This window comes from Krasilnikovia sp. M28-CT-15 (assembly GCF_047159595.1).
In the GTDB taxonomy this organism is placed as follows: Bacteria; Actinomycetota; Actinomycetes; order Mycobacteriales; family Micromonosporaceae; genus Actinoplanes.
This window is the reverse complement of the sequence record NZ_BAAGAK010000001.1, coordinates 37025-55269: the sequence shown is the minus strand read 5'-3', so window position 1 is coordinate 55269 and position 18245 is coordinate 37025. Positions and strand designations below refer to the sequence as shown.

General features: G+C 72.4%; 14 protein-coding genes and 2 pseudogenes. 8 read left to right on the top strand and 8 right to left on the bottom strand.

The window, feature by feature from the left end:
- Positions 1-5 precede the first annotated feature (5 nt).
- Positions 6-821 (bottom strand): DedA family protein, encoded by an 816-nt coding sequence (locus ACMCNO_RS00265; RefSeq protein ID WP_412747413.1) that lies wholly within the window; start codon positions 819-821, stop codon positions 6-8.
- Between the two features lie 123 nt (positions 822-944).
- On the bottom strand, positions 945-1127 hold the full coding sequence (locus ACMCNO_RS00260) for a hypothetical protein (protein WP_412747412.1): 183 nt from the start codon (positions 1125-1127) through the stop codon (positions 945-947).
- Between the two features lie 219 nt (positions 1128-1346).
- On the opposite strand from ACMCNO_RS00260, the gene fbaA reads away from it, so the two are divergent.
- Complete coding sequence (gene fbaA / locus ACMCNO_RS00255; RefSeq protein ID WP_412747411.1) at positions 1347-2369, top strand: class II fructose-bisphosphate aldolase; 1023 nt, start codon at positions 1347-1349, stop codon at positions 2367-2369.
- A gap of 104 nt (positions 2370-2473) precedes the next feature.
- Positions 2474-3022 (top strand): hypothetical protein, encoded by a 549-nt coding sequence (locus ACMCNO_RS00250; protein ID WP_412747410.1) that lies wholly within the window; start codon positions 2474-2476, stop codon positions 3020-3022.
- Here the strand turns inward: ACMCNO_RS00250 and ACMCNO_RS00245 are convergent.
- On the bottom strand, positions 3019-4230 hold the full coding sequence (locus tag ACMCNO_RS00245) for an LOG family protein (RefSeq protein WP_412747409.1): 1212 nt from the start codon (positions 4228-4230) through the stop codon (positions 3019-3021). The genes ACMCNO_RS00250 and ACMCNO_RS00245 overlap by 4 nt on opposite strands.
- A gap of 92 nt (positions 4231-4322) precedes the next feature.
- Here ACMCNO_RS00245 and ACMCNO_RS00240 point away from each other — a divergent pair, with 92 nt between their 5' ends.
- Positions 4323-4745 carry a DUF3151 domain-containing protein gene (locus tag ACMCNO_RS00240; RefSeq protein WP_412747408.1) on the top strand — a complete coding sequence of 141 codons (423 nt, stop codon included), beginning with the start codon at positions 4323-4325 and terminating at the stop codon, positions 4743-4745.
- A gap of 75 nt (positions 4746-4820) precedes the next feature.
- Here ACMCNO_RS00240 and ACMCNO_RS00235 read toward each other — a convergent pair.
- From ACMCNO_RS00235 to ACMCNO_RS00225, 3 genes and pseudogenes are all read right to left on the bottom strand, one after another.
- Positions 4821-5750: pseudogene (locus ACMCNO_RS00235) on the bottom strand (MinD/ParA family protein); the annotation flags it as partial.
- Positions 5751-7361: 1611 nt separating this feature from the next.
- Positions 7362-8459 (bottom strand): diacylglycerol kinase family protein, encoded by a 1098-nt coding sequence (locus ACMCNO_RS00230; protein WP_412747407.1) that lies wholly within the window; start codon positions 8457-8459, stop codon positions 7362-7364.
- 1 nt (position 8460) lies between these two features.
- Positions 8461-9753, bottom strand: coding sequence for an adenylosuccinate synthase (locus ACMCNO_RS00225; RefSeq protein ID WP_412747406.1), 1293 nt, complete (start codon positions 9751-9753; stop codon positions 8461-8463).
- A 160-nt stretch (positions 9754-9913) separates the two neighbouring features.
- Here ACMCNO_RS00225 and purD point away from each other — a divergent pair, with 160 nt between their 5' ends.
- A complete protein-coding gene (gene purD, locus ACMCNO_RS00220) occupies positions 9914-11155 on the top strand; it encodes a phosphoribosylamine--glycine ligase (RefSeq protein ID WP_412747405.1) in 1242 nt (413 codons plus the stop codon).
- Positions 11156-11210: 55 nt separating this feature from the next.
- Here the strand turns inward: purD and ACMCNO_RS00215 are convergent, their stop codons facing one another.
- Positions 11211-11660 (bottom strand): SCP2 sterol-binding domain-containing protein, encoded by a 450-nt coding sequence (locus ACMCNO_RS00215; protein ID WP_412747404.1) that lies wholly within the window; start codon positions 11658-11660, stop codon positions 11211-11213.
- A gap of 161 nt (positions 11661-11821) precedes the next feature.
- On the opposite strand from ACMCNO_RS00215, the gene purB reads away from it, so the two are divergent.
- Complete coding sequence (purB, locus tag ACMCNO_RS00210) at positions 11822-13243, top strand: adenylosuccinate lyase (RefSeq protein WP_412747403.1); 1422 nt, start codon at positions 11822-11824, stop codon at positions 13241-13243.
- Between the two features lie 91 nt (positions 13244-13334).
- On the opposite strand, the gene ACMCNO_RS00205 is transcribed toward purB, so the two are convergent.
- Entirely contained in the window at positions 13335-14027 is a 693-nt protein-coding gene (locus ACMCNO_RS00205; RefSeq protein ID WP_412747402.1) for a S1 family peptidase, read from the bottom strand.
- A 318-nt stretch (positions 14028-14345) separates the two neighbouring features.
- On the opposite strand from ACMCNO_RS00205, the gene purS reads away from it, so the two are divergent.
- The 3 genes and pseudogenes from purS to purL all read left to right on the top strand — a co-directional run bounded on the left by purS (position 14346) and on the right by purL (position 18159).
- The gene (gene purS / locus ACMCNO_RS00200) at positions 14346-14600 is read left to right on the top strand and encodes a phosphoribosylformylglycinamidine synthase subunit PurS (RefSeq protein WP_130509738.1); all 255 of its coding nucleotides are present in this window, start codon (positions 14346-14348) and stop codon (positions 14598-14600) included.
- Positions 14597-15262 (top strand): annotated as a pseudogene (purQ, locus tag ACMCNO_RS00195) (phosphoribosylformylglycinamidine synthase subunit PurQ); the annotation flags it as partial. The gene purS and the pseudogene purQ, both read left to right, overlap by 4 nt.
- Before the next feature lie 167 nt (positions 15263-15429).
- Positions 15430-18159: a phosphoribosylformylglycinamidine synthase subunit PurL gene (purL, locus tag ACMCNO_RS00190; protein WP_412747401.1), complete on the top strand. Its 2730-nt coding sequence runs from the start codon at positions 15430-15432 to the stop codon at positions 18157-18159.
- The last annotated feature ends 86 nt before the right edge of the window (positions 18160-18245 follow it).

The window sequence follows — 18245 nt, the reverse complement described above, 5'->3', positions numbered from 1 at the left end:
CGGGCTCAGGCCCGGTGGTTGCCCCGGCGGTGCGGGCGCTGCTCGTCCTCGTCGTCGTGGATCGCCTCGGCCAGCCCGGCGATGCTCGCCGCCGCCACGACCCCGATCGCGGCCGCCGCCTCCGGCTCTCCGGGGGTGGCGCCGCGCTTCCTGGCCCGGCGCTCGCGGAGGATCTCGATGACGATCGGCAGGACCGAGATCGCGATGATCAGCGCGACCACGGGCAGGATGTACCGGTCGATCTTGTCGCCGACCGCGTGCCAGATCTGGTCCGCCAGCAGGTAGCCCACCAGCAGGATGCCGTCCACCCACAGGATGGCGCCGACGATGTTCCAGACCAGGAACTGGCGCGCGGGCATGCCGAGGGTGCCGGCGACCGGGTTCAGGAAGGTCCGGACGATCGGGATGAACCGAGCCAGGACCACGGCCTTCGCCGGGCCGAACTTCTCGAAGTAGTACTCGGCCTTCTCGACGTACTCTTTCTTGAAGATCTTGGAGTCGGGCCGGTCGAACATCCGGCGGCCGTAACGTGCCCCCAGCCAGTGGCCGAACTGGGCGCCGATGATCGCGCAGAGCGGGGCACCGATCAGCAGGCCGGCCAGGGAGAGCTTCGTGCCCGAGCCGAAGATCGATTCGGCGACCGGTGACGCGGCGATCCCGGCCAGGAACAGCAGCGAGTCGCCGGGGAAGAAGAAGCCGACGAGCAGGCCGGTCTCCGCGAACAGGATCGCCCAGACGCCGATCAGCCCGAAGGTCTGCAGAAGCCCCCGGGGGTCCATCGGGTTGAGGGCGAACTGCTCGGACAGGGCACGGATGGTCACGCAGTGCAGGGTACCGGGGCAGGCTGTGGACCCGCTGTGCTCCGACTGGGTGCCACGGAGCGCCCGTCGGAGGAATTTCGCCGCGTTCGGGCCGCGGACCCGTCCGGACTACTGCGCGGCGACTCAGCGGTAGTCGTCGTCGAACGGGACCTCCTGGGCCTGCTCCTGCGCGTCCCAGTCGGGCGCCTCCAGGTCTTCGGGGACCCGCGGCTCGGCGACGTCCTCCCAGCTGGGGTCCGCGATCGCGGCCTGCTCGGCGGCGTCGGCCTCCGAGGCGTCCACGTCAAGGTGGTACGGCTGGGTCATCGTCGGCTCCCTCCGGTGGGGCGGACTGCGCCTTCCACGGTACGACCGCGGCGGCACACCGCGGAGCCCGATCCCGCCGGATGGGCGCCGGAAAACGGGGCGATTTCCCCCGACCCGGGTGGCTGCGGAATACTGCCTGCTGGAGGACAGCGCGGTCCTGCCCTCTGGCACCCTCCGGTCGTACGCACGATTCCGTACGAAAGATCAAGGAGATCACCGATGCCCATCGCTTCCCCTGAGGTCTACGCCGAGATGCTCGACCGCGCCAAGGCCGGCGCGTTCGCGTACCCCGCGATCAATGTGACGTCCTCGCAGACGCTGAATGCGGCCCTGCAGGGCTTCGCGGAGGCGGGCAGCGACGGCATCATCCAGATCTCCACGGGCGGCGCCGAGTACGTCTCCGGCCCGACGGTGAAGAACATGGTCACCGGGGCGGTCGCGCTCGCCGAGTTCGCCACCGAGGTGGCCAAGCACTACCCGGTCAACATCGCGCTGCACACCGACCACTGCCCGAAGGACAAGCTCGACGGGTACGTACGCCCGCTGCTGGCGATCAGCAAGGAGCGGGTCGCGGCGGGCAAGGCCCCGCTGTTCCAGTCGCACATGTGGGACGGCTCGGCCGTGCCGCTGGACGAGAACCTCCGGATCGCCGAGGAGCTGCTGGCCCAGGCCGCCGCTGCGAAGATCATCCTGGAGGTGGAGATCGGCGTCGTGGGCGGCGAGGAGGACGGCGTCGTCGGCGCGATCGACGAGAAGCTGTACACCACCGTCGAGGACGCCATGGCCACGGTCGCCGCGCTCGGCTCGGGCGAGAAGGGCCGCTACATGGCCGCCCTGACCTTCGGCAACGTGCACGGGGTCTACAAGCCGGGCAACGTCAAGCTGCGCCCGGAGATCCTGAAGGAGATCCAGGAGGCGGTCGGCGCCAAGGTCGGCAAGGAGAAGCCGTTCGACCTGGTCTTCCACGGCGGCTCCGGTTCCCTGCTGTCGGAGATCCGCGCCGCCCTCGACTACGGCGTGATCAAGATGAACATCGACACCGACACCCAGTACGCCTTCACCCGGCCGGTGGCGGACCACATGTTCAAGAACTACGACGGTGTCCTGAAGATCGACGGCGAGGTCGGCAACAAGAAGACCTACGACCCGCGCGCCTGGGGCAAGCTGGCCGAGAACGGCCTGGCCAAGCGCGTCGTCGAGGCCTGCGAGCACCTGCGCTCCGCCGGCACCACCGCCAAGTAGCCATGGCGTCGCGGCCGGCCCCCGTACGCGGGACCGGCCGCTGCCGCGTTTGCCGCCCGCCGCCACGGCGTGGGTACGATCGTCCGGTTATCGACCGGTGGTAGGTGATCGTGCTCGGCATCGAGGGCTATGAACCCGAGTGGCAGCACGACGCTGCGGCCCTGGCCGCGGTCCACCGTCAGCGCTTCGCCCGGCTCATCGGCCGCGAACTGCTGGCGGGCTGGCTCATGTGGGACATCTCCGCGCGCGGCTGGTTCGCCGACGGCCCGGTCATCCTCGGCTTCGCCGGCCCGCACGGCCTCGGCGGCGCCAATGTGGAGATCACCCACCGCAAGTTCGACGAGTGCGCGATCACCTGGGATCAGGTCGACATGACCGCCCCGATCGACTGGTTCGGCACCGGCATCCAGCTCGACTGGCGCGCCGACCCGCACGCCGCCCTGCGCCGCGCCCGCGGACAGGTGCTGCGCGAGGTCAACATCATCGAGCGGATCACGGTCGCCGAGTGGCTGCCCCGGGTGCTGCACGCGGTGGAGTTCCGGTTCGACAGGGCCCGGTTGGCCGTCTACAACGCGATGGACGAGAACGGGCTGACCGACGTTCCCGACGTGGACCTGCCCGTACACAGCTGGCGGCGGGTCCGGGTGGCCTAGCCGTTCAGGGCCGTCATCGCCTCGTCGAGGGAGTCGGTGACCACGATCAGGCCGGACTGGTCGCCGTGCGGGGAGCGGGCCAGCAGCGGGCGCAGCAGGTCCTCGACCGGCAGGCCGGACCAGTGCGCCGTACCGAGGAACACGAACGCGCCGCTCGGGCCGTCGGTGCGGTAGAAGGTCTTCGTCGCGGCCTGGAACACCTCCTGCACCGTGCCCGCCCAGCCGGGTGCGAACACGATGCCGCCGCGGGACAACCGGAGGATCGAGTCCTCCCGTACGGCGTTGGAGAAGTACTTGCCGATCTGGCCCGCGAACAGGTTCGCGGGCTCGTGGCCGTACAGCCAGGTGGGCAGCGCGAGGCCGCCGTGGGTGAGCCGAGCGACCACGTCGCCGACCGCCGGGGCCGGGTACGTCGCGCGTACCTGAAGCGCCGCCGCCGTGTACGGATCGTGATCGCGGAAGTCCGGCGCCACCGCCAGCAGGTCGATCGCGGCCGCCAGTTCCCCCTCCGCGCGGCTGGCGAAGTACGCGCCGAGGTTGGCGGCCTCCATCACCCCCGGCCCGCCGCCCGTGATCACCAGTCGGCCCGCGTTGGCCAGTCGCCACGCCAGCGTCGCGGCCATCCGGTACGCGGCGGAACCGCGCGGCTCCGCGTGGCCGCCCATGATCCCGACCGCGCCGCTGATCCCCACGGTCCCGTCCGGCCCGTGCGCCCGCACCCACGCATTCAGCGCCTTGCCGAGCGCGTTGTCGATGCCCGCGTCGTGCAGCCGCTGGGCCAGCGCCTCCCGGATGTCGGGGGCCGCTCCGCCGTGCTCGCCGAAATGGTCGTAGACGACGGTGTCGTACATGCCCGCGAAGCCGTGCCGTTCGAACCCGAACGACAGGTCCTCCGGGGTGTAGAGCAGCGCGGGGTGGGTCGGGTACGGCCGGGCGTCGAACGGCGGGATCAGGTGGGCGCCACGGCGGATCAGGTCGATCTCCACGTCGGCGGAGAGCAGGCGACAGCCCACGAAGAGGGTGCCGTGGACGTCGACCCGGCTCAGGTCGGGCGGATCCTGGTCCAGCCGCAGACCCAGCACGATCAGGCGGGCGAGTGAGCCTCTGGCCAGGTGCCCGTCGAGTTCGGCGCGTGACTCGATCTCGTACGCGGTCGCGTCGAACGGTGTCTCGTCGCCGAAGACGGGTTGAAGTGGATCACCGGGCACTCCTAGGAGGTTAGCCCCCGGATACCAAGCCCGGGCGCGGTCCGCGCGTACCCCGGCGGCGCGGGCACCGGGCGGGCGGGTTGAATGGGTTCATGCAGAACCTGCTTCCCGAGCCGCCCGCCACCCGCCTGCCCGCCGACGACGAGGCCGACAAGGCCCTCGCCGAGGCCGTCCAGGCCGGCACGGATCAGGCGTACGAGGCGGTCGCCGCCCGGTTCCCGGCGTACAGCGGGGGCTGGGCCGGGCTGGCCGAGAACGCGCTCGCCGCGGGACGCACCGTGCCCGCTTACGCTTACGCCCGTACCGGATACCACCGCGGGCTGGACGCGCTGCGGCGTAACGGCTGGAAGGGGCACGGCCCGGTCCCGTGGTCGCACGAGCCGAACCGGGGCTTCCTGCGCTGCCTGCACGCGCTGTCCCAGGCCGCCGCCGCGATCGGCGAGTCCGACGAGGCGGCACGGTGCGCCCAGTTCCTGCGCGACAGCGACCCGGCCGCCGCGGACGCCCTGAGCTGACGGGCAGGCTCTGCGCTGACGGGCACGCCCTGAGCTGACGCGGCCGTCCCGGATCGGACTGGACCGGCTGAACGGCTACAGGCCCTCGGCGACCGCAGCGGCGATCTTGAGCCAGGCGTCGCGGGTGTTGGCGGACAGCTGCCCGTAGCGCAGCGGCTCACCCGAGTCGATCAGCCGCTCGTACGGTGCCAGCAGCACGGCCCGGGTGCGGGCCGCGAAGTGCCGCTGGATCGCGGGCAGGTCGATGTCCTTGCGGGTCGGGGGCATCGACACCACGCTGACCGCCTGCCGGACCAGCCGCTGGCGGCCGCTCTGCTCCAGGTGGTCGAGCATGCGCGCGGCGGTCTCGGCCGAGTCGTTACGGGCGGACATCGTGATGACGAGCTGGTCGGTGGCGTCCATCGCCGCCTGCCAGTTCTGCGCCCGCACGTTGTTCCCGGTGTCCACGAAGATCAACTTGTAGAACCGGCTGACGATCTCCCGGATCTCGGCGAACGCGCTGGCGGTCAGCATCTCGCCCGCGGTCGCGGACTCGTCCGAGGCGAGGACGTCGAACATGCCCTCGCCCTGAGCCCGGACGTACTGCGACAGGTCGCCCACCCGCCCGTGCGAGCCCCGGAACAGGTGCAGGTCACGCATCATGTCGCGGACGGTGCGAGCGTGGAAGTCCTGCTGCGCCCGCATACCCAGGGTGCCCTGGGTCTCGTTGTTGTCCCACGCCAGCACGTACCCGCCGCGCTTCTGCCCGAACGTCATGGCCAGCAGCAGCACCGCGACCGTCTTGCCCGCCCCGCCCTTCGGGTTGACCACGGTCACCTGGCGCAGGCCGCCGAAGTTGCGGCGTACCTTCTCGACGTCCTGCTTGTACTCCAGCTCGCGTTTGCCCGGGGCCAGCCGGAGCAGGCCCATGGTGCCCTTGGTGACGATCGCCCGGGCACCCATCGTGGCGGTCGGCTCGGGCGGCTTGGCCAGGCGCCGCCGGGCGAACTCCTCGGCCGTAGGCGTCCCGTCGGAGACCCACGGCAACTGCTGGAAGGGGTCCATGGTCGGCTGCTCGCCACCCGCCTGCGGCTGGTGCACCTGCGGGTGCGGCGGAACGGCGCGCGGGTCCACCGCCGGGGGGTACGGGCCCGGCGGGGCCTGGTGCGGCGCACGGACCCGCGGGTCTCCCGGCTGCTGGTCGGCCGGCCAGTGCTGGGGGCCCGGCGCCGGCGCTGCGGGCCCGGCGGGTGCCCCGTATCCGTGCGGGCGGTTTCCCTGCATGCCCTGCGGGGCGTTCGCCTGCGGACCGTGCGGGCCGCCACCGTGCGGGCTCTGCGGTGCCTGCTGTCCGGTCCCGCGCGCTGCCTGCTGACCCGGCTGTGGGCCAGGCCCGGGGTGGGTCTGGGCAGTGCCCGGGGGCTGGGCGGCCGCTGGCCGGGCCGGAGCGGCGGATGTCTGCGGCCCGCCGTGGGCCGTGTGGGACCCCGTCTGGGCTGGGGGCCCGGCCTGGGCTGGGGACCCGGCCTGGGCTGGCCGCTCAGCCGTGGCGCGCCGGGCGGCCTCGGGCGGCGGGGCGGCGGGAACCGGGCCCGGCCGGTAGACCGGGCCTGCCACCTGCTCCTCGCCGGCAGCCGACCCACGGCGTGGGCTCACGGTCGGGTAATGGCTGGCCCGGTCGCCGCCGAGATATCCCCCGCCGGGACGCTCCTGAGCCCCGGCTCCTCGCTGGGCTGGTCCTGATTGCGCTGGTCCTGATTGCGGTGGTCCTGATTGCGCTGGTCCTGATTGCGCTGGTCCGGCTGGTGCCGGTCCGGCTTGCCCGGGGCCTGATCGAGCCGGTCGTGGATCGGTGTGCTCGGGGGCCGCGTGGCGGTGCGGCGGCTGAGCCCACGGCGACGCCGCCGAGGCGGTCGTGGCATCGGCTGCCGGGTCGCCCAGCGGCCCACCCGCATCGGGGGAGCCGCCGGAGACCGGGACAGTGGCCGAACCCGTGGCCGGCATCGATCCGTTGAGATGAGCAGCCGACCGCGGACTCCCCGCGGCGTTTGCCGCAACGGTCGCGTCCGGCCCGGTCGAGCGCGGATTCGGTGCGGCCCCCGAGACCGGAGTGGCGCCGGGAACGGATGCGGTCCCCGAGACCGGTGCGGTGGGACCGCCGGGCCCCGACACCGGGACGGCGCCGCCGGGCCCCGACACCGGGACGGCGCCGCCGGGCCCGGAGACGGGCACGGCCGCCGTCCCCGACACGACACCCGGCCAGGAGCGGGCGGCCGGTTCCGCGGCGGGCGCCGAAGGCAAGGGCGGCCGGGACGGGTTGGTGGGCGGCGGGGGCGGCGGAGGTACGACCGCGCGGTCGGCAGGGCGGTACACCCCCGGTTCCGCCGGGGGGTGACTGCCGGACACCGGGGGGTGGCTGCCGGACAGGGGAACCGCGGGCGGCGCGGCGTGCGGGACGGGTTTTCCGCCGTGCACGGGGGCGCCCAGCTCCTCCGGCGGCCAGAACGGTTCCACGTCCCGGGCTGGGGGCGTGGCGTTCGAGCCCGGGACGTAGACGCGCTCAGCGTTTTCGTCCTCCACGGGTGCTACCTCCGGTGATTCTCGTACCTCAGTTCGTACCCAGAGTTGCACAGCCAGTCAGCTGGCGTACACCGCCCAGGCTCCGGGTTCGGTCCACCAGGAGCGCTTGCGGCTCAGCGTCCCGTGCACCCCGTCGTCAAGAAACGGCAGCTCGCCGTCGCGCGGAAGGATACTGACGGCACGGCCTCGGGCGCGGCGCACCTCCACGCGTACCCGGGTGGTCCGCAGACGTCGCTTGACCGTTACCGGGACCGCCACCGCGACCTCGACCCGCCCGTCCGTCGGATCGACGCCCGTGAGCAGCGGCAACCCGTCGAATTCGGCGTATCCGGAGCCGTTGCCGATGGCACATGCGAGCACCGGATCGTCACCGTCGGTGAGCACCGCGTCGTCGACCTCGACCCGGCCCCGCCACGGCACCGCCCGGCCGGCGTCGTCGGCGCCGCCGACCAGCGCGCCGTCCAGGGTGACCGAGCCGCCGTCGTTGCGGAGTAGGTCGAGGCGGCGCACGCTGCTGCCGAGCACCGCCTCGGCCACCGCGGCCGGCTCGCGGGGGAGGCCGAGCTGGGCGGCCAGGTCGGTGGTGCCGCCGGGATCGAGCGGCAGGATCGCCACGGGCGGCAGATCCGGCACAGTACGGCCGTCGGCCAGGTCGGCGGGGCGGCAGCTGGGCGGCGGGGCGTAGCGCCGGACCAGCCGGCGCAGCACCGCGCGCAGCTGGCCGTCCGCCGCGGTCGCGATCACCAGGCGCAGCTTGCTGTCCGCATCGGGCCAGGACAGACCATCGGTACGCGGCTCCGAGTCGAAGCGGGCGATCACCGCGTCGATCTCCGCGTCGGAGGAGGCCGTGACCGTCTCCACCCGGGCGCCCGCGTCCCGCAGCGCATCCGCACAGGCCAGCACGGGAGTACGCGGCCCGCCCTGACGCGGCCCGCACACCGCGTGGTCCCCACAGCCACTGCCCCCCGAGTCGCAACCGCCCTCGGCGCAGCCGCTGCCGCCCGAGGCGCGATCGCTGTCGCCCGGGGCGTGGCCGCTGTCGTCCAGGGCCCGGCCGCCCTCGGCCGCGGGGCTCGTGTCCGCGGCGCAGCCACAGGAGGAGCCGCAGCCACCGCCACCCCCTTCGGCGAGGCTGAGTACCACGACGTCGTACACGTCAGTCCTCGCCCAGCATCGAGTGCCGCTCGATGGCCGCCTCGCGGCCGGGGCCGACGCCGACCACGGAGATGCGCGCGCCGATGCGCTGCTCGACGTACTCGACGAAGCGCTGCGCGTCCTTGGGCAGGTCCTCGAACGTCCGGCAGCCCGAGATGTCCTGCTTCCAGCCGGGCAGGGTCTCGTAGATCGGCACCGCGTGGTGGAAGTCGGACTGGCTGACCGGCATCTCGTCGTGCCGCACGCCGTTCACCTCGTACGCGACGCAGACCGGGATCTCGTCCAGCTGGTCGTAATTGTCCAGTTTGGTCAGCACGAAGTCGGTGACCCCGTTGATCCGCTGGGCGTACCGAGCCATCACCAGGTCCAGCCAGCCGATGCGGCGCGGGCGACCCGTGGTGGTGCCGTACTCGTGGCCGACGTCACGCAGGTGGTCGCCGAACTTGTCGTGCAGCTCCGTGGGAAACGGCCCCTCGCCGACCCGGCTGGTGAACGCCTTGAGCACGGCGACCACCCGGTCGATCTTCGTGGGCGGGATGCCGGAGCCGGTGCAGGCGCCGCCGGAGGTCGCGTTCGAGCTGGTCACGAACGGGTACGTGCCGTGGTCCACATCGAGCAGGGTGGCCTGGCCGGCCTCGCAGAGCACCACCTTGCCCGCGTCGATGGCCTGGCTCAGTTCCAGCGCGGTGTCCGCGACCATGGGGCGCAGCCGGTCGACGTAGGACAGCAGCTCCGCGATGACCTCGTCCGGCTTGATCGCGCTGCGGTTATAGATCTTGCTCAGGACCTGGTTCTTGTAGCCGAGCGCGGCTTCGACCTTCTGCCGCAGGATCGAGGAGTCGAACAGGTCCTGGATGCGGACGCCGAGGCGGTTCATCTTGTCCGCGTACGTCGGGCCGATGCCGCGACCGGTCGTGCCGATCCGGCGGGCACCGAGGAACCGCTCCGTGACCTTGTCGAGCGACCGGTTGTACGACGCGATGACGTGGGCGTTCGCGCTGACCCGGAGCCGGGACGTGTCGATGCCGCGGGCCTGCAGCGCGTCGATCTCCTGGAACAGCACCGAGAGGTCGACCACCACGCCGTTGCCGATCACCGGTGTGACCCCGGGGGTGAGGATGCCGCTGGGGAGCAGGTGCAGGGCGTACTTCTCGCCGTCGATGACCACGGTGTGGCCCGCGTTGTTGCCGCCGTTGAACTTGACGACGTAGTCGAGGCGGTCGCCCAGCAGGTCGGTCGCCTTGCCCTTGCCCTCGTCGCCCCACTGGGCGCCGACCAACACGATCACTGGCACTTCGGTTCCACGCCTTCCGTCGGAACACGTACGCGGAGAGGCCCGGGTACTGCCGAAGTTTACGCGAATCCGCCACCCGCCCACGGCCCCCGCGCCCACCTGGTGATCAAGGGCCGCCGCGCGGGCATCGCGACCGCGGTGGAAAGTAGGATCGGCGAACGTGCGCGTACTTCTGATCGGGTCCGGGGGGCGCGAGCACGCGCTCGCGCTCGGACTCACCGCTGACCCTTCCGTCCAGCTCGTGGCCGCTCCCGGCAACCCGGGCATCGCCGACATCGCCGAGTTGCGGGACGTGACCGCGACCGACCAGGCCGCGGTGGCCGCCCTCGCCGTCGAGGTGGGCGCCGACCTGGTCGTGGTCGGTCCGGAGGCGCCGCTGGTGGCGGGCGTCGCGGACGCCGTGCGCGCGAAGGGCATCGCCTGTTTCGGGCCGTCCGGCGCGGCCGCGCAGCTGGAGGGCTCGAAGGCGTTCGCCAAGGACGTGATGACGGCCGCCGGGGTGCCGACCGCCCGGGCGTACGCCTGCACCATCGGGGCCGAGGTCGATCAGGCTCTGGACGAGTTCGGTGCGCCGTACGTCGTGAAGAACGACGGGCTGGCCGCGGGCAAGGGTGTCGTGGTGACCGAGGACCGCGCGGCCGCGCAGGCACACGCCCGCGAATGCGGCCGGGTGGTGATCGAGGAGTTCCTGTCCGGCCCCGAGGTCTCCCTGTTCGTGGTGACCGACGGCACCGCGGCGCTGCCGTTGATGCCGGCGCAGGACTTCAAGCGGGTCGGCGACGGCGACGCCGGGCCGAACACCGGCGGGATGGGCGCGTACGCGCCGCTGCCGTGGGCGCCGGCCGACCTGGTGGAGCGGGTCATGGCCGAGACGGTGCACCCGACACTGGCGGAGATGCGCCGCCGCGGCACGCCGTTCGCCGGGCTGCTCTACGTGGGGCTGGCCCTGACCCCGGGCGGGCCGAAGGTGATCGAGTTCAACGCCCGGTTCGGCGACCCGGAGACCCAGGTCGTGCTGGCGCTGCTGGAGACGCCGCTGGCCGGGCTGCTGCACGCCGCCGCCACGGGCACCCTGGCCGGGCATCCGCCGCTGCAATGGCGTTCCGGCGCGGCCGTGACCGTGGTGGTGGCCAGCCACAACTACCCGGGTACGCCGCGTACCGGTGATGTCATCGCGGGTGCGGACGCTCCCGGGGTGATCCACGCGGGTACGGCGCGGCGCGCGGACGGTGCGCTGGTGTCGGCGGGCGGCCGGGTGCTCAGCGTGACCGCCACCGGGGCGGACCTCGCGGGCGCCCGCGAGGCCGCGTACGCGCTGGTCGACGGGATCACCCTGGACGGCTCGCACCATCGCACGGACATCGCGCTGCGGGCCGCCCAGGGGCGGATCACCGTGCCCTGATCGGGCCTGGGTCCTGATCGGGCCGGGGGGCGGCCCGTCAGCTGATCGGAGAGGCTCAGCTCTTCGGCAGGTCGAAGAGCTTCGCGACCTGGGCGGCGAGCCCGAGGTCACCCTTCGCCTTGATCTTGCCGGTCATGAACATCATCATCGGGTTGCCGTCGCCCGAGACGACCTTGAGGAACGTGACCGGGTCCATGGTCATGGACAGCTTCGGGTCGCGGGCCGGCTCCTTGGTGACGGTGCAGGCGCCGTTCTCGATCACGGTCTCGTAGGTGTCGTTGCCGGCCGCGCCGCCCGTGATGCCCCAGTGGATGACGGCCTGGGTGTTGCCGGCCTTGTCCGCGCGGAACAGCCCGGGCATCCGGTCGAACACCTCGTCAAGGATCTTGCCGCGGTCGCCGGAGGCCATCACCTCGGCGATCTTCGCGTCCGGGGTGGACTTGACGAGCTGGGCGAACTCCTTCGGGCCGATCGAGGCGAGCGACTCGGAACTGAAATCAGTCATCGTGGACCTTTCGCAATGAACGCCGGACCTACTGACGAGTAACCCTAGCGACAACGGGCACGTTCCGCAGTCTGCCAGCCCCGGGAACCCGGCACACCCTGCCTAGCGGGGAGGTTCCGGCGCCCCCGGGCGGCCACCCGGGCGCATGGAAGAATCGCGGCGTGACCGTACCGAACGTCCTCGCCGCCCGCTACGCCTCCGCCGACCTCGTCGCCCTGTGGTCCCCGGAGGAGAAGATCCGGATGGAGCGCCGGCTCTGGCTGGCCGTGCTGCGCGCGCAGCGCGACCTCGGCGTCGCCGTACCCGACGGGGTGGTGGACGCGTACGAGCGGGTCGTCGACCAGGTCGACCTGGCCGGCATCGCCGAGCGCGAGCGGGTGACGCGGCACGACGTGAAGGCGCGCATCGAGGAGTTCAGCGCGCTGGCCGGGCACGAGCACATCCACAAGGGCATGACCTCGCGCGACCTCACCGAGAACGTCGAGCAGCTGCAGATCCGGGCGTCGCTGGAGCTCGTCCGGGACCGGGTCGTCGCCACCCTGGCCCGGCTGGCCGCCCGCGCCGTCGAGCACAGCGACCTGGTCCTGACCGGGCGCTCGCACAACGTCGCGGCCCAGGCCACCACGCTGGGCAAGCGGTTCGCGAGCGCGGCCGAGGAGCTGCTCATCGCGTACGAAAGGCTCGATGACCTGATCGGGCGCTACCCGCTGCGCGGCCTCAAGGGTCCGGTCGGCACCGCCGCCGACCAGCTGGACCTGCTCGACGGCGACGCCGCGAAGCTGGCCGAGCTGGAGCAGCGGGTCGCCACCCACCTCGGGTTCCGGCGGGTGCTGTCCAGCGTCGGGCAGGTCTACCCGCGCTCCCTCGACTTCGACGTCGTCTCCGCGCTCGCCCAGATCGTGGCGGCGCCGTCGTCGCTGGCCACCACGATCCGGCTGATGGTCGGCCAGGAGCTGGTCACGGAGGGCTTCAAGCCGGGGCAGGTCGGCTCCTCGGCGATGCCGCACAAGATGAACACGCGCTCCTCGGAGCGGGTCAACGGGCTCGCCGTCATCGTCCGGGGCTACCTGTCCATGGTCGGGGAGCTGGCCGGTGACCAGTGGAACGAGGGTGACGTCTCCTGCTCCGTGGTGCGCCGGGTTGCGCTGCCCGACGCGTTCTTCGCCACGGACGGGCTGTTCCAGACGTTCCTCACGGTGCTCGACGAGTTCGGTGCGTACCCGGCGGTGATCGCCCGCGAGCTGGACCGCTTCCTGCCGTTCCTGGCCACCACGAAGATCCTGGTGGCCGCGGTCCGCAAGGGGGTGGGCCGGGAGGTCGCGCACGAGGTCATCAAGGAGCACGCGGTGGCCGTGGCGCTGGCCATGCGGGAGAAGGGCGCCGCCGACAACGACCTGTTCGACCGGCTGGCCACCGACGGGCGGCTGGGGCTGTCCCGCGCCGAGATCGACGCCCTGGTCGCCGACCGGGCCGCGTTCGTTGGTGCGGCCCCCGCCCAGGTCCAGGCGGTCGCCACCCGGATCGCGGAGATCGTCGCGGCCCACCCGGAGGCGGCCCGCTACACCCCCGCCCCGATCCTGTAGCGCGCGCCCGGTCCTGCTTGCGCGGGAACCCGGTAGCGCGTTGGAGCCGCCGGGCGCGGCGGATCTGCCGCGCGCCGCGCCCGGCGGTGTCTCACACCCCCGCGATCGAGGTGATCCAGGCCCGGTTGCCCGCTACGCTGCCGTAGATCTGCAGGGTCTGGCCGTCGGCCAGCGACGCGACTCCGACCTGTGCACCGTTGTAGACCTCCGGACCGCCCGAGTCGCCACGCCAGGCGGCACCGCTGCGCCCCGTACTCTGCAAGGCCCGCCCGCCGCCGTCGTCCTCCGCGTCCGTGGCGTCGACCCGGACCGTCGCGGTCTTGAGGGTGACCGCGGCGGAACAGCCGCTGAAGCAGGTGCGCCCCCAGCCGTAGATCGAATTCGTGGACCCGACCGGCGGGTCCGCGTCGGCCAGCGGCATGAAGGAGGTGTTGACCGGCGACGCGAGCCGCAGCAGCGCCAAGTCGTGGCGGCTGGCGGTGGCGGTCACCGCCCGGGTCACCCCGCCCGACTGACGGTTCACACTGCCGATCCGCACCGACATCGTCCCGCCGAGGCAGTGCTTGGCGGTGAGCACGTAGTTCGCCGAGATGATCGTGCCCGAGCAGGTGAAATCGCCGTCGCTGAAGACCGCGGCGGCCCATGGTGCCGAGCGGGTGGTGGTACCGCCGATGATGTTGCTCGGGCCGCCGGGGTCCTTGGGGACCGCCGAGGCGGCGCCGGGCAGGGCGAGAACTGTAGTGAGGGTGGTGGCCAGGGAGACCACGACGGCACGCAGGCGCACGCCGGACTCCTTCCAGTCTGGTCGAGGCGGCGCGCCGGCCGAGAGGGGGGTAGCCATGCGTCCGAGCCCATCGACGTTGATCGACTGACCGTAAGGGGCGCCCTGGCCTGCGACAACAGTTCACCTACCCCCTATCACCGTGAGATGGTCACGCTCGGTGAAGGGGCTGAGACGCCCACCGAAGTTACCTGTTCAGCACGTGTGATCGTCGGCCTGCCGACACCGGCCGATACGCTGTGGGGGAACGTCACAGGGTAGGCTTTGGCCGCTCGCCCCGTTCCCGGGGCACCCGCTGCGCACCTACAGTCAGGAGTGCCCGTGTCCCGCGTCGTCGTCGACGTCATGCTCAAGCCGGAGATCCTTGATCCGCAGGGCCAGGCGGTCGCCAACGCGCTGCCGAGGCTCGGGATCTCCGATGTCTCCTCTGTCCGCATCGGCCGGCGCATCGAGATCGAGTTCGCGGGTGAGCCCGACCTCGACCGGGCCCGTGAGATCGCGGACAAGCTACTGGCCAACCCCGTGATCGAGGACTTCTCGATCCGCCTCGACGACACGGTTGCCGAGGGCGCGTGACCATGCGGATCGGTGTGGTCACGTTTCCCGGCTCGCTCGATGACGGCGACGCGGCCCGCGCGGCACGTATCGCCGGGGCCGAGGTGGTCCGCCTCTGGCACGGCGACCCGGAGCTGCACGGGGTCGACGGGGTGATCCTGCCCGGCGGCTTCTCCTACGGCGACGCGCTGCGCTGCGGCGCCATCGCCCGGTTTGCCCCGGTGATGGAGACGATCGCGGACGCCGCCCGCGGCGGGCTGCCCGTCCTGGGCATCTGCAACGGTTTCCAGATCCTCTGCGAGGCCCACTTGCTGCCGGGTGCCCTCACCCGAAACCAGCACCTGCACTTCCGCAACCGCGACCAGTGGCTGCGCGTGGAGGCGACCGGCACCGCGTGGACGAACGCGTACGCGCCGGGTCAGGAGATCCTGATCCCGGTGAAGAACGGCGAGGGCTGTTTCGCCGCGGACCAGCGCACGCTCGACGAGCTGGAGGCCGAGGGCCGGGTCGTCGCCCGATACCTGCGCGGCAACCCGAACGGCTCCCAGCGCGACATCGCCGCGATCACCAACGCGGCCGGCAACGTGGTCGGCATCATGCCGCACCCGGAGCACGCGGTGGAGGCGCTGACCGGCCCCTCGCTCGACGGGCTGGGCTTCTTCACCTCGGTCCTGCGCCACCTCGCCGGGGGCGGGCAGGGCGGGGCGGCGGGCGTCGGTGAACTCGTCGGCGCGCAGGTCCAGGGGGGACCCGGCGCGCAGCTGGCAGGGGGACAGGGCGCGCAGGTCGCGGGAGGCCATCTCGCAGGGCAACAGGGCGCGCAGCTCGCAGGGGGACAGGGAGCACAGCGATGACCACGCAGCCGGACACCGCGACCAGCGGGGCGGCCACGCCGCGCGGGGTGCCCAACCAGCCGCCCGCCGCGTCGGCCGGACCGGCCAAACCGTCCGGCTTCGCGGCGACGGACGTGCTGGTGAACCAGTTCGACGGCGGCCCCGACACGGTGGAGCGCGCTCTCGCCACGCCCGAGGAGCTCCAGCCGCACACCGATCTGGGCCTCAAGGACGACGAGTACGAGCGCATCCGGCAGATCCTCGGCCGCCGCCCCACCGCCTCCGAGCTGGCCATGTACTCGATCATGTGGAGCGAGCACTGCTCCTACAAGTCGAGCAAGGTGCACCTGCGCCAGTTCGGCGAGAAGGCGCCGGAGAACACCCGGATGCTCGCGGGCATCGGGGAGAACGCGGGCGTCGTGCAGATCTCCGACGACCTCGCGGTCACGTTCAAGGTGGAGTCGCACAACCACCCCAGCTTCGTGGAGCCGTACCAGGGCGCCGCGACCGGCGTCGGCGGCATCGTGCGCGACATCCTCGCCATGGGCGCCCGCCCGATCGCCGTGATGGACCCGCTGCGCTTCGGCGCGGCCGAGCACCCGGACACCGCCCGCGTCCTGCCCGGCGTCGTCGCCGGCATCGGCGGGTACGGCAACTGCCTGGGCCTGCCCAACATCGGCGGCGAGGTCGTCTTCGACCCGTGCTACCAGGGCAACCCGCTGGTCAACGCGCTGAGCATCGGCGTGCTGCCGGTAGAGCGGTTGCAGAGGAAGGAAGCCGCGGGCATTGGCAACGTTGTCGTGCTGCTCGGCGCGCGTACCGGGCGCGACGGCATCGGCGGCGTCTCCGTGCTGGCCTCAGCCACCTTCGACGAGGGCGCGGAGCAGCGCCGCCCGTCGGTGCAGGTCGGCGACCCGTTCATGGAGAAGCTGCTCATCGAGAGCTGCCTGGAGATGTACGACGCGGGCCTGGTCGTCGGCATCCAGGACCTCGGTGGCGCGGGCCTGACCTGTGCGCTCACCGAGACCGCCGCCGCGGCGGGCACCGGCATGCGGATCTACCTGGAACGGGTGCCGCTGCGCGAGCCGTCGATGTCGCCGACCGAGATCCTGGCCAGCGAGTCGCAGGAGCGCATGCTGCTCATCGTCGCGCCGGACAAGCTCGACGCGGTGCTGCAGACCGCGGAGAAGTGGGGCGTGTGGGCCACCGCGATCGGCGAGGTCACCCCCAGCGAGACCCCGGGACTGCCCGGCCGCCTGGTCATCAGCTGGAACGACTACACCGTCGTCGACGTGCCCCCGGGCTCGCTGGCCGACGACGGCCCGGTGTACGCCCGCCCGATCCGCGAGCCCGCCGACCTGATCCTGCTGCAGGCCGACCGCGCCGAGACCCTGCCCCGTCCGTCCACCCCGGACGAACTGCGCGAGACCGTGCTGCGCATGATCGCCTCGCCGAACCTGTGCGACAAGACCTGGGTCACCGAGCAGTACGACCGGTACGTGCTCGGCAACACCGTGCTCGCCCAGCCCGAGGACGCCGGGGTGCTGCGCCTCGACGAGCAGACCGGGCTCGGCGTGGCGCTGTCGGTCGACGGCAACGGCCGGTTCGCTCGCCTCGACCCGTACGAGGGGGCGAAGCTGGCGCTGGCCGAGGCGTACCGCAACGTCGCCGTCACCGGCGCCGAGCCGGTCGCCGTCACGGACTGCCTGAACTTCGGCTCCCCTGAGGACCCGGCCGTCATGTGGCAGTTCGCCGAGGCCGTGCGCGGTCTGGCCGACGGCTGCCAGCAGCTCGGCATCCCGGTCACGGGCGGCAACGTCAGCTTCTACAACCAGACCGGTGCCGCCGCGATCCACCCCACGCCGGTCGTGGGCGTGCTCGGCGTGTTCGACGACGTCGCCCGCCGCGTCCCGATGGGCTTCCAGCCCCCGCCCGCCGACGGCGACCTGCTCTTCCTGCTCGGCGACACGGCCTGCGAGCTGTCCGGCTCCGAATGGGCGTGGGTCACCCACGGCCACCTCGGTGGTCGACCGCCCAAGGTGGACCTGCGGCAGGAGCAGCGGCTCGGTGCGCTGCTGGCGGCCGCGTCCGTGCGCGGCCACGTCAACGCCGCGCACGACCTGTCGGACGGCGGCCTCGCCCAGGTGCTCGTGGAGTCCTGCCTGCGCCGGAACGTCGGCGCGCGGATCATCCTGCCCGCGCCGGACGGCGAGATGACCGCGTTCGTCCATCTGTTCAGCGAGTCGGCGGGCCGGGCCCTGGTCGCGGTGCCGCGCGGACACGACAAGGCGTTCGTCGCGCTCGCGGCCGAACACCAGGTCACCTGTACGCCGGTCGGCGTGACGACCGGGGAGCCGGCGCTGGAGCTGCAGGGCCAGTTCACCATCGGGCTGGAGGAGCTGCGGACGGCGTACTCGGAGACGATGCCCCGGCTGTTCGGCGGCGCCGCCGAGCTCACCGCCCGGCAGAAGGTCGAGGAGGCCGCGTCCCGGCTGGATGAGACGGCACCGGCGGCCGCAGGTGATGCGGACGCGTTGGCGTCCCCGCAGAACGAACCCGCGGCGGATGTGGCCGAGCCCGCCGCGGCCAAGGCAGAGCCCACTGCGGCCAAGGCGGAGCCGGCCGTGGCGGAACAGGGCGCGGCGTCGACCACCCCGGAAACGCCGCGGCAGTCCGGCGACGACATGACCGACCGCGAGTCGGCGACCGAGGGCGAGGCGGACAGCAGCGGCACCGACCGCGGCTGATCCGCACCGCCTGCCGGGCCGAGACGAGCCCGGGCAACGACAACGACTGTCGGCCGGAACGCAGAAGGCCGACCCCAGTGAACGCA